The sequence below is a fragment of the Serratia sp. ID 25-353 genome, assembly GCF_054792795.1.
This window is the reverse complement of record NZ_CM139236.1, coordinates 1820611-1846222: the sequence shown is the minus strand read 5'-3', so window position 1 is coordinate 1846222 and position 25612 is coordinate 1820611. Positions and strand designations below refer to the sequence as shown.

Genomic DNA, 25612 nt, shown 5'->3' with positions numbered 1-25612 from the left:
GTCTGCGCCTTCGTTATTGTCGTTGCAGGTGAATCGTTGACTCATAACCGGTTCAGGTAGTCGAGCGCCTCCCGTTTGTGCACCACGTCGCCGTATTTGCTGTCGATGTCGAACAGGTTGGCTTCGTGCGGGCCGGGGTGACGATCGCCGACGCACTCGCGCACCACCATGGCGCGAAAGCCGTGTTGCACCGCGTCCACCGCGCTGGCACGGATACAGCCGCTGGTGGAGCAGCCGATCATCAGCAGCGTGTCGATCCCTTGCGCCACCAGCAGCGGCGCCAGCGCGGTGCCGAAGAAGGCGCTGGCGTATTGCTTGCTCAGCACCACCTCATCGGCCAGCGGCGCCACCGGCGGGCAGAACGCCGCCAGCGGGTTGCCCGCCACCATGTCCTTCATTACCGGCGCTTTCTTGACCCACAGGCCGCCATCGGCAAAATGCCCTGCATGATAGCGGATGTGGGTATGGATCACCGGAATTCCCGTGCGGCGCGCACAGGCCAGCAGTTCGCGGCTTTCCTCGACCGCGCTCACCACGCCCGGCGCGAACAGCGGTGCGCCTTCGGTGGTGTAGGCCTGCATAAAGTCGATCGCCAGCAGCGCCGGGCGCCGGCCGAAGCCGAGGCGCTGGCCCCAGACGCCGCGATAGTTGTCGCTGAGGGTGTCGTTCATTCTGCCTCCTCAATAGGCGCCGGACAGCAGGGCGCCGGCGCCGGGGACGATCGGCTCCAGCTCCAGCGCGGTCAGCATCGCGTAAGTGGTGGCGATAGCGGCGGTGATCACCGGTTTGCCGGTTTGGGCCTCCACCGTCGGAACGGCCGGCAGCGAAGGCATCTGCACGCAGGCGGACAGCACGATAGCGTCGACCTCGCGTAAATCCATCTCGGCGACGATCCCCGGCAGCCTGGCCGGATCGTGCCGGCCGACGTCGAGGTTGTCCGGGATCTCCAGCGCGCGCCATACCTTGACCTCAATGCCTTCGTGCTGGATGTAGTCCACCACCAGCTGGGTCAGCGGTTTCATATAGGGCGCCACCAGCGCGATGCGTTTGGCGCCGATCACTTTCAGGCCGTTGACCAGCGCGCCGGCGCTGCTGATAACCGGCGCGGCGGCCTGATTGTCTTTCGTCACCTGCGCCAGCCTGGCCTGCGATTCGCGGTGGTAGCCCAGCCCCATCGCCATGATGGCCACCAGGCAGGCGTAGCCGAGCACGTCGACCCGCGCGTCGGAGAGCTCCAGCGCGCAGCGATCGGACTCGGCGTCCATCGCCGCCAGCTCTTCTTTATTGACGTGTTTCATGCGCATGCGGCTGGAGTGAAAGGTGAAACGCTCCGGACGTATCAGCTGGCGCGCGCCCAGCATCGCAGGGATCTCGGTTTCCATTGTGGTGTTGGAGCTGGGCACGATCTGGCCGATGCGGTAGTGGTTGCTCATGTCGGTGTTCCTCAGTTAATCCAGAAAATCGCCCAGGGCGCGGAAGAAGCCGTCGAAATCGTCCCACGGGATCATGTGTCCGGCGTTCTCGACCTCGACGATGGCGATCTCCGGCTGCAGCGCGCGGATCTCCGCCCGGTCTTCGGGCTGAATGACGCCGCCTTTGCCCGCGGCGATCAGCAGCGTCGGCAGGGTCAGCAGCGGGTAGTCGCGGTGGCTGTCCACCTGATGAAAATCGTCGTAGGCGCGTTGGATCGCCGGCTCATAGCAGGTGTGCAACCACTCGGCGCGCAGCCGGCGCTGCTCTTCGCTCCAGGTCGGGCAGAAGGCGCGCATCTGCTCGGCGCTCATGCCCGGCAGCGACTGCCGGATCGAGTCGGCGTACCATGGCCATTGGCCGGGATAGGCGCGGCGGCCGGGGCCGGAAACCGGCGGATCGACCAGCACCAGCCGCCGCACGCCGGCGGGCCGCAAAACGGTGGCGCGCAGGGCGAAGCGGGCACCCATCGAATGGCCGAGCAGGGCGTAACTGTCCAGATTCAGCGCGGCGGCGAAGGCGTTGACGTCCTGTGCGCAGGTCTCTGCGTCATAAGCCAGTTCCGGGCCGCTGGACGACAAACCACGGCCGCGTACGTCGAGCACGTAGACGTCGTATTTTTCCCCCAGCCGCTCGGCGACGAAGCCCCAGGTGATCGCCGGGCTGGTGATGCCGGGGATCAGGAGCAGCGCCGGGCCGCGGCCGCCGTAGCGCAGATAGTGTTGGCGAATGCCGTTGGCGTGAACGTGGGCGCCGTAGAGGAAGGTGCTCATGCGGCGTTCTCCGATTTCAGCGCTTGCGCGTACAGGTCATAGCTGTAGACCCAGGCCGGATCTTCCTGGGTGCGCAGGAAGGTGTTGGCGTTGGACACCGCCTGCACCCTGGATGCGCGCTCCTTGCGGTTGGCTTCATACAGCTGGAAGGCGGTACGGTAGTCACCGAGGCCGGTTTCCTGCAGGCAGCGGGTCAGCATGGCGGCGTCTTCGATCGCCATCGCCGCGCCCTGCGCCATGTGCGGTTTCATCGGGTGGCAGGCGTCGCCGAGCAGCACCAGGCGGCCTTCGCTCCACAGCGGCAGCGGTTTGCGGTTCAGCAATGGCCATTTGGTGACCTGCTCGCTGGATTCGATCAGCGCCTGCACGATCGGGTGGTAGCCGGCAAAGGTCTCGAACATCTCTTCGCGGCTGCTGTCGATGAAGCTGCCCTGGAAATCCCAGGCCGGGTGCGGCACGCCGCTGACGTAGTAATACTCGTCGCGCCGCTGGGTGGTGTAATAGACCATCAGATGGCGATCCGCCGACCACCACTTCACGCAGTCTTCGAACGTCAGATTGTATTTTGCCAGCTTCTCGCCGCGGATCAGCGCGCGATGGGCCACCCAGCCGCTGTAGGTCGGCGCTTCCGCCCCCAGCAGATGTTCGCGGATGCGCGAGTTGATGCCGTCGGCGCCGATCACGATGTCGGCGTGGGCCGAGGTGCCGTCGACGAAGTTCAGCACCACCTCGTCACCGCGATCTTCAATCTTGCTCAGGCATTTGCCGAAGTGCAGGGTGCCGGGCTGCAGCGCGGAGAGCTGCAACGCCTGCAAATCGCCGCGGTGCACCGTCACATAGGCGGCGCCGTACTCCCGGCGGGCGAAAGCGCCCAGTTCGATGCGCGACAGGTAGTCGCCGCTTTCGGCGTCGCGGCTGAACCAAAAATCGGGATGAGACGCCATCTGCTCCAACCGCTGCTCAATACCGAGACGGCGGAAAATCTTCAGTACGTTCGGCCCCATGTGAATGCCGGCGCCGAGGCGTGAGAACGCCGGGCTCTGTTCATACAGATCGACGGTAAAGCCGGCTTTTTGCAGCAGCCCGGCGGCGGCGGCGCCCCCCAGCCCGGCGCCGACGACGGCGATGCGTGGTTGTTTGCTCATCATGTTTCCCCTGTCTGTTGGCTTTTTTCAGCGTAGGCCCAACGCGTGGCTGGACGATCGATTTATAGTGTATGCACTAGATAACGCAAAGTTGCAAAAGTGTTAAATCAGATCTTGCTCACGCTAATTGACGGCGCATTACTGTTAAGCTCATGTTAATCACAGGATTGCAGAGGGATGAAATAGGACTTTCTTATGATGGATATTCGCGGCTTGCTTTCCTTTGCTTTTTTGACTTAGATAAAAACGAGTGTATTCACTTTAAATTGCTTGAGAAATAACCGCCGCCTTGCGGGCGTCGGACACCCTTGACGAGACAGGAGACAGGCCATGGCGGTCAATGAAACCCAGTTGGTACAGCTGTTCGAGCAGGTGCTTACGCTGTCGAAGGTCGATGCTTCGCAGAGCGTGGCGATTTTGAAAAGCCATTATTCCGATGCGCGCACGGTGCGTGCCGCGACCGACGCGGCGCTGCGGCTGGGCGCCAGGGTGTATGCCGTTGAGCTGCCGGCGTTCAACCATCCGCGGGCGATGGGCAACGACATGACCGCCTATTGCGGCGACACCGCGCTGACCGGCAACCTGGCGGCGCAGCGTGCGCTGGAGGCCGCCGACCTGATCGTCGATACCATGATGCTGCTGCATTCACCGGAGCAGGAGCAGATCCTGAAAACCGGCACCCGCATCCTGCTGGCGGTGGAGCCGCCGGAGGTACTGGCACGCATGTTGCCCAACGCGGAGGACAAGGCGCGGGTGCTGGCCGCCGCCGCCGTGCTGGAGCAGGCGAAGCTGATGCAGGTGACCTCCAGCGCCGGCAGTGATTTCCGCGCGCCGCTCGGGCAATACCCGACGGTGACCGAGTACGGCTATGCCGATGAACCGGGGCGCTGGGATCACTGGCCGAGCGGCTTCCTGTTCACCTGGCCGAATGAGGAGCAGGCGGAAGGGGTGCTGGTGCTGGAGGTCGGCGATATCTTGCTGCCGTTCAAAAGCTATGCGCGCGAACGCATCACGCTGGAGATCGAACAAGGGTTCGTCACCCGCATTCACGGCGGCTTCGAGGCGGAATACCTGCGCGAATACATGAAATACTTTGACGATCCGGAGGTGTACGGCATCTCGCACATCGGCTGGGGCCTGCAGCCGCGCGCCCAGTGGACGGCGATGGGCCTGCACGACAAGAACGACGGCATGTGCATGGACGCGCGCGCGTTTTACGGCAACTTCCTGTTCTCCACCGGGCCGAATACCGAAGTGGGCGGCACGCGCAAAACGCCTTGCCATATGGATATCGCGCTGCGCCGCTGCGATATCCGCCTCGACGGGCAAACGGTGGTGGCGGACGGGGAAGTGGTGGCGCCGGAGGCCTCGCGCGTGCGCCGGGCGTAATCGTTGCTGCCAACGGCGGGGGTTTGTACTATTCTCGTGGATTCCATAGATGGTGAGAGTAACGCAATGACGCCCCCCGAATACCCGTCAGCCGTGAGCGGCCAACCCGAAAATTATCATTTTACCGAGCAAGTCGGGCACCTGCTGCGCAAGGTTTATCAGCGCCACCTGGCGATTTTCCAGCAAAACGTCGGCGATTCGCAGCTGACGGCGGTGCAGTTCATCACCCTGTGCGCGGTGCGCGATATGGGGCCGAGCTCGCTGACCGAGCTGGTGCAGGTGACGGCGGTGGATCAGGCCACCATACGCGGCATCGTCGAGCGGCTGAAGGCGCGCGATCTGATCACCGTGACGCCGGATCCGGTCGATCGGCGCAAGGTGGTGGTCGGCCTGACCGACGCCGGCGCCGTGCTGCTGACGGAAACGGTACCGCAGGCGGCGAAAATCACGGAGCTGACGTTCGGAACGCTCAACCCGGCCGAACGGATAGCGCTGATATTCCTGCTGAATAAAATGCTGGAAGATCCGCCCACCGGCTGATTCGCCCGCGCAACGTCGGTTGCCTGGTGGTCGGTGGCGAGAGGCCAGCCCATAAGACCATCACGTGCAGGCGGAGACGCGAACAATGGCGATATCTGAAGTGCAGTCGCCCAGGGAAGGCGCGAACACCAGGCTGACGGAGCATCCGCTGATGCTGTCGGTGAACGGCGAACAGCTTCATGCGCAGGTGATGGCGGATACGCCGCTCTTGCTGGTACTGCGCAACGATCTGGCGCTCAACGGCCCGAAATACGGCTGCGGCCTGGGCGAATGCGGTGCCTGTACCGTGTTGATCGACGGCGTGGCGGCGCGCTCCTGCGTGATCCCGGCGCTCGGCGTGTCCGGCCGGGCGATCGTGACCCTGGAAGGCCTTGGCGATCGCCAGCGCCTGCATCCGGTGCAGCGTGCCTTTATCGAAGAGCAGGCGGCGCAATGCGGCTACTGCCTCAATGGCATGATCATGACCACCAAAGCCCTGTTGGATCGCAATCCCGCCCCAAGCGAGGCGGAGATCCGTCAGGCGCTGTCCGGTAACCTGTGCCGCTGCGGCACCCATCTCGAAATCCTGCGTGCGGTTCAGCGCGCCATCATTCTCTGCCGCGATGAGGACGCCCACGCCCATGACTGATTCCCGTCCCTCATCGCCGAGCCAGGCCGAATTGTTGCAGCGCGACGGTGTGCTGCTGATCGTCGACAGCGTGCAACCGCCGTCGGGGCCGGTGCCCAAAGGGCAAGTTCCGATGCTGAAGCCCAAGGAGCAAGGGCTGTTTATCGCCCTGTGCGGCAGCGGCGAAATCTATGCCTTTAACGGCCATGTCGATCTCGGCACCGGCGTGCGCACCGCGCTCGGCCAGATTGTCGCCGAAGAGCTGTACCTGCGCATGGATCAGGTGCAAATGGTGTTGGGCGATACTGAGCGCGCGCCGAATCAGGGCGCGACCATCGCCAGCGCCACGCTGCAGATCTCCGCCGTGCCGCTGCGCAACGCCGCCGCCGAAGCACGCCGTTGGCTGTTGCGCCAGGCGGCGCAGCGCTTCGATGCACCGGTGGAACAGCTGACGCTGGAGGAGGGCGTGATCCGCAGCCCGCAGGGGCAGGCGCTCAGCTACGCCGAGCTGGTGGCCGGCGGTCATGTCGAGCTGTCGATTTCCGGCGACGCACCGCTGAAACCGCAGGCAGAATATCGCCTGGTGGGCACCAGCGCCGCGCGCGTCGATATTCCGGCCAAGGCGACCGGCGAAACCACCTACGTACACGATATGCGCCTGCCAAACATGCTGCACGGTCGGGTGGTGCGGCCGCCCTATGCCGGTTACGACAGCGGCGAATTTGTCGGCACCAGCCTGCTGGCGGTGGACGAAACCTCGATCGCGCATATTCCCGGCATCGTCAAACTGGTGGTGATTGGCGATTTCATCGGCATTGTCGCCGAGCGCGAAGAGCAGGCGATCAAGGCGGCGCAGGCGCTGCAGGTCAGTTGGAAAGACTGGCGGCGTAATTTGCCGCAGATGACCGACGTGGCGCAGGCGCTGCGCGACAACCCGCATTCGACCCGGGTGGTGCACGATACCGGCGATGTGGACGCTGCGCTGGCGGCGGCCGACCGGCGTTTCACCCGTAGCTACCTGTGGCCGTATCAGCTGCATGCCTCGATTGGCCCTTCCTGCGCGCTGGCGGACTACCGGCCGGAGCGCCTGCAGGTCTGGTCAGGCAGCCAGAACCCGCACCTGCTGCGCGCCGATCTGGCCTGGCTGCTGGAATACCCGGAAGCGCAGATCGAGATCGTTCGCATGGAGGCGGCCGGTTGCTATGGCCGCAATTGCGCCGATGACGTCTGCGCCGACGCGGCGCTGCTGTCGCGCGCCGTGGGCAGGCCGGTGCGGGTGCAGCTGACCCGCGAACAAGAACATGTGTGGGAACCGAAGGGCACGGCACAGCTGATGGAGGTGGACGGCGGGCTGGACGCCGCCGGGCACCCGGTCGCCTACGATTTTCGCACCTATTATCCTTCCAACGGCGCGCCGACGCTGGCGCTGCTGCTGACCGGCCGGGTCGAGCCGCTGCCGGTGGCCTATGAAATGGGCGACCGCACCTCGGTGCCGCCTTATGAGTATCCGGCGCTGCGTGTTAGCATCGAAGACATGGCGCCGATCGTGCGCGCCTCCTGGATGCGCGGCGTTTCCGCCTTGCCGAACACCTTCGCCCACGAATCTTATATCGATGAGCTGGCCCACGCCGCCGGCGTCGATCCGCTGGAATACCGGTTGCGCTATATCCATGACGAACGCGCCAGTGAGCTGATGCGCAGCACCGCAGAGCGCGCCGGCTGGACGCCGCATACCGAACCGATGCAAACCCCGGCGGAAGACGGCGTGCTGCGCGGGCGCGGCTTTGCCTACGCCCGTTACATCCACAGCAAGTTTCCCGGCTTTGGCGCGGCCTGGGCCGCCTGGGTGGCCGACGTGGCGATCGACAAAGCCAGCGGCGAAGTGGCGGTGACGCGCATCGTGGTCGGACACGACGCAGGCATGATGGTCAACCCGGACGGCGTGCGCCACCAAATTCACGGCAACGTGTTGCAATCGACCAGCCGGGTGTTGAAAGAGCGCGTGACCTTTGAGGAATCGACGGTCTCCGCCAAAGAATGGGGGGCTTACCCGATCCTGACCTTCCCGGAGGTGCCGGAAGTGGACGTGGTGATGATGCCGCGCCCTTACGATCCGCCGCTGGGCGCCGGGGAGTCGGCGTCGGTACCCAGCGCGGCGGCCATCGCCAACGCGGTGTTCGACGCCACCGGCATTCGTTTTCGCGAGCTGCCGATCACCTCGGATAAGCTGCGAGAGGCGCTGAACGGACCGGACGCCGAGCGGCAGGCCGCACCGCCCAAGAAAAAGAAGCGCGGCAAATGGTGGTTCGGCGGTGCGGCGGGGCTGTTCGGCGCGGTGCTGGGCATCGCGGGCAGCGCCTTGCCGTGGCGGACGGAGATCGCGCCGGTGGCGACGCCCGGCGCCGGCACCTGGTCGGCCGCCACCCTGGAGCGCGGCCGCCAGTTGGCCGCCGCCGGAGACTGCGCGGTTTGCCATACCGCGTCGGAAGGGGCGACCAACGCCGGCGGGCTGGCGATGGCGACGCCGTTCGGCACGCTCTACAGCACCAACATTACCCCGGACGTGGCAACCGGCATCGGCAACTGGTCGTTTACCGCGTTCGATCGGGCGATGCGCCAGGGCATCGCCCGCGACGGCCGTCATCTGTATCCGGCATTTCCTTACACCGCATTCAGCAAGATGACCGACGGTGACATGCAGGCGCTGTACGCTTATCTGATGTCGCAACCGGCGGTGCGCCAGAGCAATCCGGCCAATCAGATGCGCTTCCCGTTTAACCTGCGGCCGCTGATGGCCGGCTGGAACGCGCTGTTTCTGCGCCAGGGAGAATATCAACCCGATCCGCAACAAAGCGCGCAATGGAACCGCGGCGCTTATCTGGTCAACGGGCTCGGCCACTGCGCCGCCTGCCATTCGCCGCGCAATCTGCTGGGGGCGGAAAAGGGCGGCGCGGCTTTCCTGGCGGGGGGGATGGTGGACGGATGGGAAGCACCGGCGCTGAATCAATTGGCCAATGCGGACAAACCCTGGACCGAGGAACAGCTGTTTCAGTACTTCCGCAGCGGGCATTCCGCCGAGCACGGCGTGGCGGCCGGGCCGATGGGGCCGGTGGTCAGTGAACTGGCGACGTTGCCGGAGAGTGATTTGCGGGCGATGGCCAACTATGTGATGTCGCTGAGCACCAAGGCGACGCTGAATGTGGAACCGCAGGCGCAGTTGGCGGCCCGCGCCTTGCCGGCGACGGGGCAACTGGCCGGCGAGCGGCTGTTTCAGGGCGCTTGCCAGGCCTGCCACAGCGCCGCCGCCGGGGGGCCGCAGCTGTTCGGCGTCAGCCCGGATCTGGCCAATAACACCAATATCTTCAGCGATCGCCCCGATAACCTGATCAAGGTGATCCTGCAAGGGATCCCCCAACCGGCCACCGCTGAATTGGGGTTTATGCCGGGCTTTAAGGACAGTTTTTCCGATCGGCAGGTGACGGCGCTGGTGAATTATCTGCGCCAACGCTATGCCGGCGACAAACCGGCCTGGCGCGACGTGGAGGCACAGGTGGCGCGGCTGCGCGCGGAGCCGGGGAATCATTAACATTGTAAATTGTTACATTGGGTTATTGACTGGCGACGTTCATTCGGGGATTAATGTGAGCCTGATTTTTACCTTACCTATAAAAAACAGGATGTTAACATGGCATTAACCACGCACAAAATGGAAAGCGGCCTGGCCGTAACAGTTCGTTTACCTGAGAACCCGGCCAAGGTTCCGGCGATTATTCTGTGTCACGGCTTCTGCGGCATTCAGGAGCTGTTGCTGCCGGCCTTTGCCGAGGCCTTCGTCAACGCCGGTTTTGCGGCGGTGACGTTTGACTATCGCGGCTTCGGCGCCAGCGAGGGTGAACGCGGGCGGCTGGTACCGGCGCTGCAGATTGAGGATATCCTGGCGGTGAGCCGGTGGGTGCAAACGCAGCCGCAGATCGACAGCGAGCGCATCGGCCTGTGGGGCACGTCGTTTGGCGGCTGCCACGTGTTCGGCGCTGCCGCGGCCGATCCGGCCATCAAGTGCGTCGTTAGCCAGTTGGCTTTCGCCGACGGGGAAACCATCGTGACGGGGAAAATGGCCGCCGACGAAAAACAGGCGTTCATCGCCACGCTGGACAAAATGGCGGAGAAGAAGCAGGCCACCGGCAAAGAGATGTTTGTCGCCGTCACCCGGGTGTTGAGCGATGACGAGTCGAAGGCGTTCTTCGAGGAGAACAAGGCGCGTTACCCGGCGATGGACATCAAGATCCCGTTCCTGACCGTGCGCGAAACGCTGCGCTATCAGCCGCGGGACAATGCGGCGCAAGTCACATGCCCGGCGCTGGTGGTGGTGGCGGGCGGCGATACCGTCAATCCGCCGGAGCAGGGCATCGCGCTGTATGAGGCAGTAGGCAGCGCGAAGAAGGCGCTGCATGTCGAGCAGAATGCGAAGCACTATGACATGTACGCCGGCCCGCATTTCGCCGGCATCATCGGGCGTCAGATCGCCTGGTTCAACGATCACCTGTAAGACCGTCGCCCCCCTGGCGCAGGAATGCCACCAGCCGCTGCGCCGGCAGCGGCAGCTGCGCCCGTTCACGTACCACAATCGACAGGTTCCGGGTCGCCCAGTCGTCCGTGAGCGGCAGAGCGCCATGCCGGATCTCCGGATGGCGTTGGGCGCTCTCTTCCGGCACCACCGCCAGCCCGGCGCCGCGCAGCACCATGCGGCAGATGGCGTCGAAATTAGCGGCGCGCGCCCGTAGCCGCATCGGGCCGCCGCTGCGTATCGCCAGCTGCTCCAGATGCTGTTGCAGCGCGCTCTGTTCCGGCAGGCCGATGAAATCAAAAGGCAGGGCATCCGCAAAGCTGAGTGGGCGGCGGCCGCTGAGCGCATGCCCCGGCGGCAGCGCCAGCACCAGACGATCCTGCCGGAAGGGGTAGCTTGCCAGCCCGCGCAGATCGGCGTGATCCGCCACGATGCCGATATCCGCCGCCCGTTCGGCGATCGCCTGCGCGATGGCCGGGCTGGGCAGCTCCTCCAGTGCGATGTCAGTGTGCGGGTGCAGCACCAGAAAATCCGCCAACAGCTCCGGCAAAAAGGCGTCGGCGGCGACGGTATTGGCGACGATGCGCAGCTGGCTGCGCTGGCCCGGCGCAAACTCGGCCATGTCACCGCGCAGCCGGTCGCGCTGCTGCAGCAGCACGCGCGCGTGTTGTAACAGGCGCTCACCGGCCGGCGTCGCCTGGACGCCGCGCGGATTGCGCGTCAGCAACGCCACGCCGGCCTGTTGCTCCAGCCCGCGCATGCGTGCGCTGGCGGCGGCGAGCGACAGCCCGACGCGCTCGGCGCCGGCGGTGATGCTGCCGGTCTCGAGCACCGCCGCCAACAGTCGCAGATCGATAAAGTCAAAATGCATGCGTTCTTCCTCTGTTTTTGCCGCAGGCAGGCTCTGCCATTGCCGCATTGTGCCGCGCCGTGCCGCCGGCCACAATCGGGCCGTTGATTGCCATAAGGATAGACGTATGCCGCTGACGTTACTCGAGATTATCGCCCTGACGGGCATTTTTACGCTGGCCGGCACGGTCAAGGGAGCGATCGGCCTGGGCTTGCCGACGGTGTCGATGGGGCTGCTCAGCCTGATGATGCCGCCGGGACAGGCCGCCGCGCTGCTGCTGTTGCCTTCGCTGGTCACCAATCTGTGGCAGTTGCTGTGCGGGCCGCGGCTGGGGCCGCTGTGCCGCCGGCTCTGGCCGATGATGCTGTGCGTCACGCTGGGCACGTTGCTGAGCGCCGGCGCGCTCACCGCCACCGACGGCCGCCTGGCGCCGCTGGCGCTGGGCGTTTGCCTGATCGGCTATGCGCTGTTGGGATTCACCCGTTTCGATTGGCGCGTTTCCGCCACGGCGGAGCCTTGGCTGGGGCCGCTGTGCGGCCTGGTGACCGGTGCGCTGACCGGCGCCACCGGCGTATTCGTCATACCGGCGGTGCCCTATCTGAATGCCTTGGGCCTGGCGCGTGACGATCTGGTGCAGGCGCTGGGGCTGTCGTTCACCGTCTCGACGCTGGCGCTGGCCGCCGGACTAGCCTGGCATCAAGCGCTGCCCGGCGCGCTGCTCGGCGGTTCGCTGCTGGCGCTGCTGCCGGCGCTGGGCGGCATGTGGCTGGGCGGTATCGTACGTCGTCACAGCAGCCCGCTGATTTTTCGTCGCCTTTTCTTTATTGGGTTATTAATCTTGGGCGTTGAGATTGTTTGGCGTTCAATTAATTAAATCGATAGCATTTATGTGTAATTAGGTTCGGTATATTATTCTGGGTTTTATTCTAATATGATTGCTTTCGATATTTAAAATACACTTTGCTTATTGGTTTGTTTATGAAATACAGAGTGGTTATAGATTGTTATTAGTGTATTTTACTTTTTCAACTACAACCCGTTTAAAACGGGGTAACCCCGGTGAATCTATAGGAGAATATTGATGAAGGAAATTTTAAGCAGCCAATTCGATGCGGTGTCGGGTGGATGGCAGGATCGAGATGGGAGTGGAAAAAGATCGTCTGATAACGGAGGGTCTGGCTCTTCAAATCGCGGTGGAAATAACGGCAGCGATCGTGGGCTTCAGTCATTTTTGTCAAAAAATAGCCCGTATGGCAGCGGTTCCGGCGCTAGCGGTTTCTGGGGGAATGGTAATTCAATGGCTGCAGGAAATGGTTACGGTGGCAATGGCACTGGACCGAGAGAGACCAGAGAGTTTGGAACCAAGCGCTAATTAGCAGAGGTAATCCTAGCACAGAAGTAACATTCTGTGCTTTTATGGGGTATATGATGAATAGATATGTTGTTTTTATAAAGAGCGATGAATCAAGGGTGCTGAGAAAGGAAGTGGTTACACGAGAAATAATTAAAGACATGAAGCGGAAGGGGTTCAGAAAGCATCATGTTGAAGTAGACGCTCAGGACGAAAACGATGCCATTAACAAACTAAATAAGAACAGCAATGACTACTTGGACTCATTGAGAAATTTTTCCGGTGATTTATGGTTCTGTTCTATTTGTGTTATTGCTATGGCGATAGTCTATTTTTTGAGCTAAGCCATGATCCAGTATTTAATCATTCAAGTTTCCCATACTATATTTTCGTGGTAATTTAAATGAGCCATCAGGCATTGGGTATCGATTTATCAAAGATAGAAAAATCATCCGTTCCAAATATCCTGCACTTTATATGGATTGGTGACTTAAATGATGTAAATACTCATTATATTGACATATGGAAAAAAACGAACAAAGATAAGCAGATATTCTTTTGGTGTGACCAAGACTCTTCACTGTGCCATTTACTAAACAATGCTATACGCGAGTTCGTCAACGTTAAAAAAATTAAAAATAAAATCAAGGCTGAATTAAAAATAAAAAATAGCGCCTTTAAATATATATACCCAAAAATAAAGACAGGTATTTCTTTTGATGAGCTCGTTATTCAATTCCTAATCAAGAGTAAAATCCCTTATCAGAGACCGCCAAAAGCGATTGAAGACTCATGGTTTGGCAACAGAGGTTTTATAAAAAAGTGTATAACGGAGCTTTTTTGCAATGATTTCGATGATTTTATGAAGTATTATTATTATGAGATTATACTAAGGCATAACATTGCCAGTGCGAGTGACATTGTCAGGCTTTTAATCATCTATCAGTATGGTGGCACTTATATAGATGTTGATACGCTCCCATACATTGACAATATATATTGTCAATCAAATAAATATATAGAAAAAGAGGGTATTGTCGAGAGTGACTCGTTTCTATTGTTTAAGACTATCTGTCTTTTAAAAAAGATAAATTCAGAAGGGGTGTTGTCTGAAGACGTGATTAACTTCGATGAGAATGAGTTAGGATTAGACACTGTTGGATTTGAAGAAATAAAAAGGCTTATCGAACTGGATCTCTATGATTTTTCTATGGATATGATATTGCCATTGGGTGAAACCTACGTTCATAAAAATTTGTTGGCGCTAGGATCGCTCAGAAGATTTAAAGGTGTTTATTTTAACAATTTCATATCTTCTCACCAAAAATCAAAGACGGTAAGGATCATCCTCAGAGCAATGAAAAAAAGATACCGTTTTTTAGAAAAAAACAATTGCATATTTGACTGTTATGCTGATGATGGATCAAGGTGTTATCTGACCAGGATCTTACCATGGAGAACCGAATTAATCACAAGGGACTATTGTGTTACCTCGGTCTTAACCGGGCCGGGTTTAATTGTTGAGGTTTTATTGGGATTGACTTATGAGGTCTTTAATATTGGGTGTCTGATTGAGCCATCCAGCATTGCGGAATATATGCAAAATCCTGATTTTGGAATTGCATTGTTTCAACACACCATAGATACCCCTGATGGTGCTTATTCCACGTGGCGCAAATAAAAAAGAATGGCTTGAAATGCAGATTAACTGACGTTCTGCTTGTTTTATGATCAATGCAATGGCCTGTGAATTTGAATATTAGCTTTCAATAAGGGACGCTGATCATGTTTCGCCAGGAAGCGATCGATAATCAGAAAATGAAATGGCGTGGTCGGGCCCTCCTGTTACCCGGCATTCCCTTTTGGCTCACGGCAGGGCTCTGCCTGTTTTTTCTCATTGCTTTTCTCACCTTCGCAATCGCCGGCACCTATACCCGGCGGGTCAACGTGACCGGCGAGATCAGCACCTATCCCCGGGCCGCCAACGTCTATTCCGCCGTCCAAGGCGTGGTGGTTAAACAATTCGTCACCGAAGGGCAGGTGATCGCCGCCGGAGCGCCCATTTACCAGATTGACGTCAGCAAAAGCACCCGCAGCGGTGTAGTCAGCGATAACCAGCAACGGAATATTGATGGCCAGCTGGCGCGCATTGCGCAAATCATCAGCCGACTGGAAAGCAGCAAGCAGGCCACGCTTACCATGCTGGAAAAACAAAAGGCGCAATATATCGCCGCGTTCACCCGTTCAACCGACATCCTCAAACGCGCCCAGGAAGGGATACGCATCATGAAGGAAAATATGGAGAATTACCGGCACTATCAAACCAAGGGGTTGATCACTAAGGATCAGCTCACCAACCAGGTGGCGCTGTATTACCAGCAGCAGAACAACCTGCTGGGCCTGTCCGGCCAGAACGAACAGAATGCGCTGCAGATCTCCGCGCTGGAAAGCCAGATCCATATCCAGGCCGCTAACTTCGACAACCAGATTTACCAGATGGAGCTGCAGCGCCACGAGCTGCAGAAGGAGCGGCTCAACATTGATGCCGGCGGGGCGATCATCGTTCGCGCGCTGGCCGATGGCCGCATCGATTCGCTGAGCGTCACGGTTGGCCAGATGGTCAACGTCGGTGACAGTCTGCTGCAAGTGATCCCCCACAATATCGATCACTACGCCCTGGTGCTATGGGTGCCCAACGACGCCATCCCCTACATCGCCGCCGGTGACAAAGTCAATGTGCGTTATGACGCCTTTCCGGCGGAGAAATTCGGGCAGTTTGCCGGTACGGTAGCCGTCATCTCCAAAGCCCCGGCCTCGCCGCAGGAAATGCTGACCTACCAGGGGGCGCCCAAAGCGGCGCTGACCGCCGCCGTGCCGTACTACAAGGTGATCGTCATTCCGGAAAAACAATCCATTGCCTATGACGGTAAACGTCTGAGCCTGGAAAACGGCATGAAAGCGCAAAGCACCCTGTTTCTGGAAAAAAGGAAGATTTATCAGTGGATGTTGTCACCATTCTACGACATGAAACACAGCGCGACGGGGCCGGTCAATGAGTAAGCCCACATTCAAACAGCGGATCAGCCAGCTGGACCTGCGGCTGCGCCACCGGGTTCCAATGGTGCACCAGACCGAGTCGTCAGAATGCGGGCTGGCCTGCCTGGCGATGATCTGCGGTTACTACGGTAAAAACGTCGACCTGATCGCGCTGCGCCGGCAGTTCAGCCTGTCGACCCGCGGCGCCACGCTGACCGGGTTAACCGGTATAGCCGAACAGCTGGGACTGGCCACTCGCCCTCTATCACTTGATATTGGCGAGCTCAGCGCGCTGAAACTCCCCTGTATTTTGCACTGGGAGTTCAACCATTTCGTGGTGCTGGTCAGTATCAAAGGTCACCGCGCGGTGCTGCATGATCCGGCGCGCGGGCGCCGGGCCGTCAGCCTGACGGAACTGTCGCACAGTTTCACCGGCGTGGCGCTTGAGGCCTGGCCCGGCAGCGCCTTCACCGCCGACAGCGTCCGCCACCGTATTCACCTGCGCACGCTGATTGGCAGCGTACACGGTCTTAAGGGGGCGCTCGGCAAAATCTTTTGCCTGTCTCTGGTGTTCGAAACCATCAACCTGGTGATGCCCATCGGCACGCAGCTGGTGATGGATCACGCTATTCCCGCCGGGGATCGCGGGTTACTGACGCTCATCTGCGTTGGTCTGATGCTGTTCATCCTGTTACGGGCAGCTGTCGGCATGGTGCGCGCCTGGTCCGGACTGGTCATGTCGACGCTCATCAACGTGCAGTGGCAATCCGGTCTGTTTACCCACCTGTTGCGCCTGCCGCTGGGCTACTTTGAACGACGCAAACTGGGTGACATTCAGTCACGCTTCGGCTCGCTGGATACGTTGCGCAGCACCTTCACCACGAGCATTGTCGGCGCCATCATGGACGGCATCATGGTGATCGGCGTGCTGGTGATGATGGTGCTGTATGGCGGCTGGTTGACCTGGGTGGTGATTGCGTTCACCGCGCTCTACGTGCTGATGCGGCTGCTGACCTACGGCTATTATCGCCAACTGTCCGAAGAAGCGCTGGTCAGGGAGGCCCGTGCCGGCTCGTATTTTATGGAGACGCTGTACGGTATCGCCACCGTCAAGATGCAGGGCATGGCGGAACGTCGTATTGCCCATTGGCTCAACCTTGAAATCGACACCATCAATACCGGTATCCGGGTCACCCGCATGGACATGCTGTTTGGTGGGATCAACACCTTCATTGCCGCCTGCGATCAGGTCGTTATTCTTTGGCTGGGAGCCAGTCTGGTGATCGATAACCAGATGACCCTCGGCATGTTCGTGGCGTTCGGCGCCTTTCGCGGGCAGTTCTCCGAATGCATCGGGTCGCTGACGGAATTTTTGCTGCAGCTGCGCATGATGAGCTTGCATAACGAGCGCATTGCCGATATCGCCTTGCACCCACGAGAAAACCGTAAACCAGACCTTCCCTACGCGGCCGGCCTGCAACCTTTGGGATTGACGACCCATGCCCTGAGCTATCGTTACGACAGGCAGTCACCGGCGGTCTTCGCTGCCTTGGACATCAATGTTGCGCCGGGCGAGAGCGTGGCCATCGTGGGGCCGTCCGGCGCCGGCAAGACCACATTGATGAAGGTGCTGTGCGGGTTGTTTCCCCCGGACTCAGGGCGGGTTGAGGTGAACGGCGTCGATATCCGGCAGCTTGGCATCAATAACTACCACAAGATGATCGCCTGTGTGATGCAGGACGACAAGCTGTTCTCCGGCTCGATCCGGGAAAATATCTGCGGGTTCGTGGACGAGGTGGACGACGCCTGGATGGAAGCCTGTGCCCGTGCCAGCTATCTGCACGACGTGCTCATGCGTATGCCGATGGGGTATGAAACCCCGATCGGCGAGTTGGGGGAAGGATTGTCCGGCGGGCAGAAGCAACGCCTGTTCATTGCCCGGGCGATTTACAAGAAGCCGGCGATTTTGTTCCTGGATGAGGCCACCAGCGCACTGGATAAGGAGAGCGAAGCTGTGGTGAATCAGGCCATCAAGAGACTCAATATCACGAAGGTGATCATTGCCCACCGTGAAACGACCATTGCGTCGGCAGATCGGGTAATACATTTTGGATAAGGGGAGATATCACCAGCGGCACCGGCCGTTTACCCTGTTTTGCCCCCTAAAAACCCAATAAGGCTCAGGCCTGCGGGACGCCTAAAATGGTCTCCACATGCCGGCGAGATACCAGTTTTGGGGGCCATGTCTTTGCCGTGCGTCACGTCGCAGCGTTTGCGCACCTTCAGCACCAGATCTTTCACCCGCATCCTGATAACGCAGCAGGGCGTCTTCGATGCCCTGTGAGTTGGTCTGAACGGCGATGAGGCAAGGCTATTTTTGCTGCCCGCTCCGGTTTTCAATTTACTGGGCGCTTACATTGCGCGATATTCTGGTTTTCTGATGGGCTAACGGCGGATGAGGGAACCATGACAGACAGCCAGGCGTTTGAACAACAAAGCCTCGACAATCTGCTGAGCTATTGGCGGCGTCATCGCCGCCTGCCGGGCGCGCGCTATCCGGCCGGCCCGACCGATAGCCTGTGCGACGTGCCGGGCGTCAGCGTCGGGCATCACACCTTGGCCGACGGCGAATGCCAGACCGGCGTCACCGCTATCGTGCCGCCGGGCGATCTGTTCAACCAGCCGCTGCCGTGCGGCAGCGCGGTGCTCAACGGCTTCGCCAAGCCGCTGGGATTGGTGCAATTGAATGAGCTGGGGGAGTTGCAGACGCCTATTCTGCTGAGCAACACCTTCGCCGTCGGCACGCTGTTCAACGCCATGGTGCGGCGCAGCTGCCTGCGCTACCCGCAGATCGGCCGCGGCAGCGCCACCATCAATCCGCTGGTGCTGGAGTGCAACGACGGCTACCTCAACGATATTCAGGCGATGGCGGTGCGCGAGGAGCACGTCTTCAGCGCGCTGGATAACCATTCCACCCGCTTTGCGCGCGGCAGCGTCGGCGCCGGGCGTGGCATGAGCAGCTTCGGCCTGAAGGGCGGCATCGGCACCACCTCGCGCTATTGCCCGGGATTAGGCACCATGCTCGGCGTGCTGGTGCTGGCCAACTTCGGCACCCTCGACTCGCTGACGCTGAGCGGCGTGCGCGTTGGCCCGGCGCTGGGCAAGCTGTTGGCGGATCCGCCGCCGCAGGTGGATGCCGGCTCGGTCATTATCATCATCGCCTGCGATCGGGCGCTGGACAGTCGCCAGCTGAACCGCATCGCCCGCCGAGCGGGTGCGGGCCTGGGGCGGGTGGGTAGCCATTGGGGGCACGGCTCCGGTGATATCGCGCTGGCGTTTTCCACCCGATTGCTGGGAGCCACGCTGCCGGACGAAAGGCTGGAGCCGCTGTTTGCGGCGGCGGCGGACGCCACCGAATACGCGGTGCTGGATGCGTTGCTGAGTGCTGAAGGCGTCAGCGGCTTCCAGCAGCATGCGCGCACCGCGCTGGGCCCGCTGCTCGATCGGCTGGCGGCGGGCGGCACCGCCTGACGCTCGGTGTGCGCTAAACGAAAGGTGCCACCGTTTTTTTCGGCTTACTCTTCCTGCCAAGCGCTCTTAACGGCATTTCAATGATTCTGTAATTGAATTCCGACATCAGCAGCGTTGCGGTCAAGAAAAACGTCAGGTACAGGGCGGTATGCAGGCCGTCGTAGCGGGTGGCGGCGGAAAAAAAGAGGATTTTGGTTAGGGCCAGCGCGACCACATGGGTTAAATAGATAGAGTACGATCGGGACCCGATGTAATCGCAAAACACGCGGACGGCGGGATAGCTTGAAAAGCAACCGCAGTTATAGCTGGCGAGTAACACTAAAAAGCCGGAAACCATGGCGGTGATACCGACCGAAAAACTGAGGAGCGGTTGAGGGCTGGAAAGCAACGCCAGTAAGAGCAATGCGATCATGAAAGCCCCGGCGCAGAAGGTTTTGCTCTCAAGCAGTCTGGGGCAGGGGCGTGACGAGGGGGTGTTATGTGCAAAGATGGCAATAATGACGCCCAGTGCGACCGCATCCGTTCGTAACGGCCACATGACTGGCGTTGCCGCGTTCAATGTTCTCGGCAAGAAAACTTGGGTGATGAAAACGATAAAGAAAAAGATCGCAAGCTTCCTGTCAGTCAAGAAGAAAGCGAGTAGGGGTAAGAGCAGATAAAACTGATTCTCTAATGACAAACTCCAGTAAATGCCAAGTTCGCCGCAGGTGCCCGCCGGCCGACACTCGATAAAGTAAAAGTTCTGTGTTTGAGTAAGGGCATGCAACGCCGAGGAGGACATGCTCTCAAAGGGAATAATCTGACCTTTCCCGCCCCAAATAGCGGCCAGCAGCAGAACGATAACGATCCAGAAAATAGCCGAAGGCATGAGTCGCCAAAAACGTTTTTTCCAGAATGGCACGGTAAAATTGACAAAAGCACTGAGGCTTTTGTCTTTTGGCACCGTTGACAAAATTGACGAAGTGATAATAAAGCCCGATACGCAAAAGAAGAGATCGACGCCGCTGCCGAAGCGTGCATAGTCCAGAATTCGCCAGTAGCGCGAATCCGGGCTGAGTATCCCCGCGACATGCGCCAGAATGACGAAAACGATCGCGACGGTTCTCAATACTTCAATATCATGATTTTTTTTCGATATGGCGGGTTGCTGCATGAAAAACATCCAAAATTAACCAAATGGTGACGATGTATTTTGGCCGGGAGTATATCCTATTCCAAGGCCGGGAACGTAAACCTGAAGGTAATGCAACGCATTGTTGCTCGACGGGCCAGAAGCCGTGCACGGCGTCGATCAGTTTTATGGCCAGACGGCGCGCCGATAGCAGCCCCGCCGGTGCACCGCACGATTCTCCAATAGAAAATCCCTCTTCAACATTAAGCCTACTGAATAATAGGCTACGCTAATTATTGCTCTGTTGCGCTATATCACCTGACGGGCGCGACAAGCCATTCCATAACAAGATTTGTTTCGCCGAAGGCAGTGACGCCTTCGGCTTTTTTGGAGTCATGAGCAATGAGCATATCCCAAGTTCCGCTTTCGCGGCGGCGGTTTATCGTCGGCGCCGGGGCGTTGGTGATCGGCGCCTATCTGCCGTCCACCGGTGCGCTGGCGCGTTCGGCTGCCCCGGCCACCTCTGGCGCGGCGGCGTTTGACGCCAACGCCTTCGTTCAGATTGGCGCCGACGGCGTCGTCACCGTGATCAGTAAACACACCGAGGTAGGCCAGGGGGTCTATACCGGCATGGCGACGCTGGTCGCCGAAGAGCTCGATGCCGACTGGGCGCAGGTACGGGTCGTCGCCGCGCCGGTGGACACCAATATCTACAAAAACCTGACCTTCGGATTCCAGGGCACCGGCGGTTCCAGCTCGGTGGCCAATGCCTATGAGCAAATGCGGCGCATGGGCGCCATGGCGCGCGCGCTGCTGGTACAGGCCGCCGCGCAGAGTTGGAAAACCTCGGCGCAGGAAATTACCGTGCAGGCGGGCAAGATCCGCCATGCCGCCAGCGGGCGCGAAGCGGGCTTCGGCGAATTTGCCGCGCTGGCCGCCACGCTGCCGCCGCCCGATCCCGCCAGCCTGACGTTGAAGGATCCGGCCAATTTCACCCTGATCGGCAAAACGCGCGGCCTGCACCGCGTCGATTCATTGGCGAAAACCAACGGCAGCGCGCAGTTCTCGCAGGATATCCACGAGCCGGGCATGTTGACCGTCACCATCAAGAAGCCGCCGCGCTTCGGCGGCAAGGTGGCGACCTTCGACGCCGAGCGGGCGCTGGCAGTACCGGGCGTGGTGGCGGTGAAGCAGGTCGCCACCGGCGTGGCGGTTTACGCCAAAAACACCTGGGCGGCGATCCAGGGGCGGGAACGGTTGAAGGTGACGTGGGACGACGCGCAGGCCGAACGGCGCAACACCGAGGAGATCTACGCCGAATTCCGCCAGGTGGCGCAGAAAACCGGCGTGGTGGCGAAGAGTCTCGGTAAGCCGGACGAGGTGTTCGACAAGGCCGACAAGGTGATCGAGGCCGAATACACCTTCCCGTACGTCGCGCACGCGCCGATGGAGCCACTGGACGGCTATTTGTTCTGGGACGGCGAGAGCGTCAAGGCGCGCTACGGCTGCCAAATCCAAACGCTCGATCACAAGCAGCTGTGCGATCTGTTCGAGTTGCCGCCGGACAAGGTGCAGATTGAAACCATTCTGGCGGGCGGCAGCTTCGGCCGGCGCATCGATTTAGGCAACCCGACGCTGGGGCCGGATCTGGCGGCCGACATGGCGGCGGCGGCCAAGGGCATCGGCCCTGGCCACGGCGTGAAGGTGGTATGGACACGCGAGGACGACATCCGCAACGGCTGGTATCGCCCGATGATCCTGCACCGCCTGCGCGGCGCCATTCGCGGCGGCAAGGTGGTGGGCTGGACCGATACCGTGGTCGGCCACTCCTGGACGCGCCACAGCGCGATGGATGCGCTGGTGGTCAACGGCCTCGATCAGATGATGGTCGAGGGCGCCAGCGAGGTGTCATACACCTTCGAAGCCTTCCGCTGCGATGCGCATATCGTGCCCGGCAAGGTGCCGACCACCTCGCTGCGGTCGGTCGCCAGTACCCACACCGGCCACGCGGTGGAGAGCTTTATCGATCAGCTGTTGCAGGAAACCGACCAGGATCCGGTCGAAGGGCGGCTGGCGCTGATGGGCGATGCGCCGCGCGCGGCGGGCGTGCTGCGCGCGGTAGCGAAAGCCGCTGACTGGCAGGGTGCGAAAGTGGTGGACGGGCGCGCGCGCGGCGTGGGCGTCGCCAAGGCCTTCGATACCTATGTGGCGCAGGTGGCCGAGGTGTCGATCGGCGAAGGCGGCATCCCGAAAGTGCACAAGGTGTGGTGCGCGGTGGACTGCGGCGTGGCGGTGAACCCCGACGTGATCCGCGCGCAGATCGAGGGTGGTATCGGCTACGGCCTGAGCCTGGCGCTGTACGGCAATATCACGCTGAAAGACGGCGTGGTCGAACAGTCCAACTTCAATAACTTCCGCCCGCTGCGCATCGATGAGATGCCGGAGATCGAGGTGATCATCGTGCCCTCGAGCGAGAAACCGACCGGCGTGGGCGAGCTGGGGGTGCCGACCATCGCCCCGGCGGTCGGCAACGCGCTGGCGCTGCTCGGGCGGCCGCGCACCTCGCTGAGCCTGCCGCTGCATAATCCCACTGCGAACCCGGCGTCTGACAAGGAGAGAACCTGATGATTCAATTAACCGTAAACGAGCAGCCGCTGACCTTCGAGGGCGATCCGCACATGCCGCTGCTGTGGTTCTTGCGTGACGAAGCCGGCCTGACCGGCACCAAGTTCGGCTGCGGCATCGCCATGTGCGGCGCCTGTACCGTGCATCTGGACGGTGTGCCGGTGCGATCGTGCATGACGCCGGTTTCGGCCGCCGTCGGCAAAAAAATCACCACCATCGAAGCCGTGGGCGCCACGCCGGAAGGCAAGGCGGTGCAGGAAGCCTGGCTTGATCTGGACGTGGTGCAGTGTGGCTACTGCCAGTCCGGCCAGATCATGAGCGCCAGCGCGCTGCTGGTGCAAAGCAAGAACCCGAGCGATGCGGACATCGACGCGGCGATGGGCGGCAACGTCTGCCGCTGCTCCACCTATGTGCGCATTCGCGCCGCCATCCACCAGGCCGCCAAGGCGTTGGGTTAGGGAGAGATGCGATGAGCAACGCCTTGAAAGGGCTGTTATGGCTGATTATCGCCGTGGTGGTGTTGGCGGGAGGATACGCGCTGTACACGCTGCTACGGCCCACCGGCGCGGAGCCTGCGGCGCCGATCGCCGGGGCGCCGGCCGGCATGACCGATAAACTGGCACGCGGCGAGTACCTGGCGCGCGCTGCCGACTGCGTGGCGTGCCACACCGCACCGGGCGGCACGCCTTATGCGGGCGGCTTCGCCTTCAAATTGCCGTTCGGCACCATTTACGGCACCAACATCACCGCCGACAAGGAGACCGGCATCGGCAACTGGAGCGACGATCAGTTCGTGCGCGCGGTGCGTGAGGGCATCGGTCCGCAGGGCAACCTGTATCCGGCGATGCCTTATACCTCGTACACCGAACTAAGCCGCGACGACGTGCTGGCGATCAAGGATTATCTGTTCAGCCTGCCGCCGGTGAAACAGACCAACCCGCAAAACGACCTGTCGTTCCCGTTCAACCAGCGCTGGGGCATGAAATTCTGGAACCTGGCGTTCTTCCATGAGCAGCGCTTTGCGCCGGATCTCAACAAGGATGAGCAGTGGAACCGCGGCGCCTATCTGGCGACGGCGCTGGGCCACTGCGGCGAGTGCCATACGCCGCGCAATCTGGGGTTCGGCCTCAACCAGAGCAAGCACCTGAGCGGTGAAGTGGTGCAGGGCTGGTTCGCCGCCAACATCACGCCGGACAAACAGACCGGCATCGGCGGCTGGAGCGACCAGCAGCTGTCGCAATATCTGGCCACCGGCCATGCGCCGGGGCGCAGCAGCGCCGCCGGCCCGATGGCGGAAGCGGTGGAAAACAGCCTGCAGTTCCTGACGCCGGAAGATAATCTGGCACTGGTGAAATACCTGCGCGATATCGAACCGATCGCCGGCGACGGCGCGGCGGCGGTGAACCTGCAGCCGAAGGGCGCGGGGGCTTCCACGCCGATCCTGCCGGGCGGGCAAGACAGTTCGCTCGGGCGCCGGGTATTTGCCAACGACTGCAGCGGATGCCACCAGTGGAACGGGCCGGGCCGCCAGAGCGAGTACGCGTCGCTGGTGGGCAGTACGGCGGTGAACGATCCGCAGGGGCGCAGCGTGGTGCAGGCCATTCTGAAGGGGACGAGCATCAGCATCGGCGATCGGCATGAAATGATGCCGGCGTTCGGCAGCGCCTATTCCGACGAGGAAGTGGCGGCGGTCGCCAACTTCGTGGTCGGCCACTTCGGCGATAAGCAGGGCAACGTCACCGCCAAACAGGTGGCGGAGCAACGCAAGCAGTAGCGCATCGCGGCCGCCACGGTGGCGTGCAGGGTAAAGGCGGCGATATCGCGGATATCGCCGCTTTTTTTTATAAAGCAAGGTAAATCAGCTTCTTCCTTCTGCATAGAACGATCGACGTCGCGCGTGAAGGCGCAATTTCATTCTATCTCTCCCTCTCGCTTTCTGTTTTTCTCATCGTGAACGTTGTGCGCATTTATGCACGTGCGATAAAGACATTAACCGAACGCAAAGAGGCGGGTATGACAGGGAATATGATTGATTTGGTTTCATACAGTTTTGCAACTGCCTTCACGCCTGGCCCCAACAATATCGTTGCGTTGGCATCGGTCATGGCGCTCGGTCTTAGGCGCAGTGTCCCCTTTTTATTGGGAATAGGCGCCGGAATGGGCGTGACCATGTTGGTCACGGGTACATTGACCTCTTGGATCTTGCTCACCTTTCCGGCGGCTGTCGTTTATTTAAGAGGGCTGGGTTTTATTTATCTGGTCTGGCTTGCATATAAAATTGCCACCAGCAGCCGTTTTGACGAGGAACAACGTGAAGGTGGTTATGGTTTCCTCAGCGGTTTTGTTCTTCAGGTTATCAATGCAAAAATCATACTGTTCACCATAACGGCCATTTCCGCTTTTATCATTCCGGTCGGTAGCGGCCTGTTGTTCATTTTAGGGGCATGCCTGGTCACTGCATTGATAGCGTGTTTGGGCACGCTGACCTGGGCGGTCGCAGGGGCGTTTCTCAAAAAAGCTTATCTGAGGCACTTTAGAGCGGTAAATATCACCATGGCCGCCGTACTGATCTATTTCGCCTGCAAAATGATTATTTAAGCCGCTTGGGGCCTGTAGGTGA

At 60.3% G+C, this 25612-nt stretch carries 21 protein-coding genes and 1 pseudogene; 15 read left to right on the top strand and 7 right to left on the bottom strand.

All coding sequences use genetic code 11. The annotated features are described in order from the left end of the window. Positions 1 to 41: 41 nt before the first annotated feature. The 4 genes from ACYF6X_RS08795 to ACYF6X_RS08780 are packed head-to-tail and all read right to left on the bottom strand — an operon-like array spanning position 42 to position 3391. Positions 42 to 671 (bottom strand): N-carbamoylsarcosine amidohydrolase, encoded by a 630-nt coding sequence (locus ACYF6X_RS08795; protein WP_055312376.1) that lies wholly within the window; start codon positions 669 to 671, stop codon positions 42 to 44. 9 nt (positions 672 to 680) lie between these two features. Then, complete coding sequence (locus ACYF6X_RS08790; RefSeq protein ID WP_016927838.1) at positions 681 to 1433, bottom strand: maleate cis-trans isomerase family protein; 753 nt, start codon at positions 1431 to 1433, stop codon at positions 681 to 683. Positions 1434 to 1448: 15 nt separating this feature from the next. Then, positions 1449 to 2243, bottom strand: coding sequence for an alpha/beta fold hydrolase (locus ACYF6X_RS08785; RefSeq protein WP_130018031.1), 795 nt, complete (start codon positions 2241 to 2243; stop codon positions 1449 to 1451). Continuing rightward, positions 2240 to 3391 (bottom strand): FAD-dependent monooxygenase, encoded by a 1152-nt coding sequence (locus ACYF6X_RS08780; RefSeq protein WP_130018032.1) that lies wholly within the window; start codon positions 3389 to 3391, stop codon positions 2240 to 2242. The genes ACYF6X_RS08785 and ACYF6X_RS08780 overlap by 4 nt, the downstream gene beginning before the upstream one ends. Positions 3392 to 3718: 327 nt before the next feature. Here ACYF6X_RS08780 and ACYF6X_RS08775 point away from each other — a divergent pair, with 327 nt between their 5' ends. From ACYF6X_RS08775 to uilS, 5 genes are all read left to right on the top strand, one after another. Beyond that, on the top strand, positions 3719 to 4777 hold the full coding sequence (locus tag ACYF6X_RS08775) for a 2,5-dihydroxypyridine 5,6-dioxygenase (RefSeq protein ID WP_049240135.1): 1059 nt from the start codon (positions 3719 to 3721) through the stop codon (positions 4775 to 4777). Positions 4778 to 4843: 66 nt separating this feature from the next. Beyond that, positions 4844 to 5317 carry a MarR family winged helix-turn-helix transcriptional regulator gene (locus ACYF6X_RS08770; RefSeq protein WP_033634451.1) on the top strand — a complete coding sequence of 158 codons (474 nt, stop codon included), beginning with the start codon at positions 4844 to 4846 and terminating at the stop codon, positions 5315 to 5317. 85 nt (positions 5318 to 5402) lie between these two features. Further along, the gene (locus tag ACYF6X_RS08765; protein WP_130018033.1) at positions 5403 to 5945 is read left to right on the top strand and encodes a (2Fe-2S)-binding protein; all 543 of its coding nucleotides are present in this window, start codon (positions 5403 to 5405) and stop codon (positions 5943 to 5945) included. Beyond that, entirely contained in the window at positions 5938 to 9510 is a 3573-nt protein-coding gene (locus ACYF6X_RS08760) for a molybdopterin cofactor-binding domain-containing protein (RefSeq protein ID WP_406880147.1), read from the top strand. Before ACYF6X_RS08765 ends, ACYF6X_RS08760 begins: the two co-directional genes overlap by 8 nt. A gap of 99 nt (positions 9511 to 9609) precedes the next feature. Further along, a complete protein-coding gene (gene uilS, locus ACYF6X_RS08755; protein ID WP_130018035.1) occupies positions 9610 to 10470 on the top strand; it encodes a UilS family quorum-quenching N-acyl-homoserine lactonase in 861 nt (286 codons plus the stop codon). On the opposite strand, the gene ACYF6X_RS08750 is transcribed toward uilS, so the two are convergent. Beyond that, entirely contained in the window at positions 10454 to 11359 is a 906-nt protein-coding gene (locus ACYF6X_RS08750) for a LysR family transcriptional regulator (protein ID WP_130018036.1), read from the bottom strand. The genes uilS and ACYF6X_RS08750 overlap by 17 nt on opposite strands. 106 nt (positions 11360 to 11465) lie before the next feature. Between ACYF6X_RS08750 and ACYF6X_RS08745 the strand changes: the two genes are divergently transcribed. The 5 genes from ACYF6X_RS08745 (at position 11466) to ACYF6X_RS08725 (ending at position 17841) form a co-directional block, all read left to right on the top strand. Next, the gene (locus ACYF6X_RS08745) at positions 11466 to 12212 is read left to right on the top strand and encodes a sulfite exporter TauE/SafE family protein (RefSeq protein ID WP_130018037.1); all 747 of its coding nucleotides are present in this window, start codon (positions 11466 to 11468) and stop codon (positions 12210 to 12212) included. 207 nt (positions 12213 to 12419) lie between these two features. Beyond that, positions 12420 to 12710, top strand: coding sequence for a hypothetical protein (locus ACYF6X_RS08740; RefSeq protein WP_165384383.1), 291 nt, complete (start codon positions 12420 to 12422; stop codon positions 12708 to 12710). 382 nt (positions 12711 to 13092) lie between these two features. Beyond that, positions 13093 to 14370, top strand: coding sequence for a TcdA/TcdB catalytic glycosyltransferase domain-containing protein (locus tag ACYF6X_RS08735; protein ID WP_406880148.1), 1278 nt, complete (start codon positions 13093 to 13095; stop codon positions 14368 to 14370). Between the two features lie 104 nt (positions 14371 to 14474). After that, complete coding sequence (locus ACYF6X_RS08730) at positions 14475 to 15749, top strand: HlyD family secretion protein (RefSeq protein ID WP_063989789.1); 1275 nt, start codon at positions 14475 to 14477, stop codon at positions 15747 to 15749. Further along, the gene (locus ACYF6X_RS08725; RefSeq protein ID WP_130018783.1) at positions 15742 to 17841 is read left to right on the top strand and encodes a peptidase domain-containing ABC transporter; all 2100 of its coding nucleotides are present in this window, start codon (positions 15742 to 15744) and stop codon (positions 17839 to 17841) included. Before ACYF6X_RS08730 ends, ACYF6X_RS08725 begins: the two co-directional genes overlap by 8 nt. Positions 17842 to 17963: 122 nt before the next feature. On the opposite strand, the pseudogene ACYF6X_RS08720 reads toward ACYF6X_RS08725, so the two are convergent. Beyond that, positions 17964 to 18081, bottom strand: a pseudogene (locus ACYF6X_RS08720) (FAD-dependent urate hydroxylase HpxO); the annotation flags it as partial. A 110-nt stretch (positions 18082 to 18191) separates the two neighbouring features. On the opposite strand from ACYF6X_RS08720, the gene ACYF6X_RS08715 reads away from it, so the two are divergent. Beyond that, positions 18192 to 19256, top strand: coding sequence for a P1 family peptidase (locus tag ACYF6X_RS08715; RefSeq protein WP_149560093.1), 1065 nt, complete (start codon positions 18192 to 18194; stop codon positions 19254 to 19256). Positions 19257 to 19269: 13 nt separating this feature from the next. Here ACYF6X_RS08715 and ACYF6X_RS08710 read toward each other — a convergent pair whose 3' ends face one another. Further along, a complete protein-coding gene (locus ACYF6X_RS08710; protein ID WP_165384395.1) occupies positions 19270 to 20409 on the bottom strand; it encodes an acyltransferase family protein in 1140 nt (379 codons plus the stop codon). A 360-nt stretch (positions 20410 to 20769) separates the two neighbouring features. On the opposite strand from ACYF6X_RS08710, the gene ACYF6X_RS08705 reads away from it, so the two are divergent. From ACYF6X_RS08705 to ACYF6X_RS08690, 4 genes are all read left to right on the top strand, one after another. Next, positions 20770 to 22992: a xanthine dehydrogenase family protein molybdopterin-binding subunit gene (locus tag ACYF6X_RS08705; protein ID WP_063989793.1), complete on the top strand. Its 2223-nt coding sequence runs from the start codon at positions 20770 to 20772 to the stop codon at positions 22990 to 22992. After that, positions 22992 to 23450 carry a (2Fe-2S)-binding protein gene (locus ACYF6X_RS08700; protein WP_130018366.1) on the top strand — a complete coding sequence of 153 codons (459 nt, stop codon included), beginning with the start codon at positions 22992 to 22994 and terminating at the stop codon, positions 23448 to 23450. Before ACYF6X_RS08705 ends, ACYF6X_RS08700 begins: the two co-directional genes overlap by 1 nt. Positions 23451 to 23461: 11 nt before the next feature. Beyond that, positions 23462 to 24766 (top strand): cytochrome c, encoded by a 1305-nt coding sequence (locus ACYF6X_RS08695; RefSeq protein WP_130018365.1) that lies wholly within the window; start codon positions 23462 to 23464, stop codon positions 24764 to 24766. Positions 24767 to 25005: 239 nt separating this feature from the next. After that, on the top strand, positions 25006 to 25590 hold the full coding sequence (locus ACYF6X_RS08690) for a LysE family transporter (RefSeq protein WP_130018364.1): 585 nt from the start codon (positions 25006 to 25008) through the stop codon (positions 25588 to 25590). Positions 25591 to 25612: the final 22 nt, after the last annotated feature.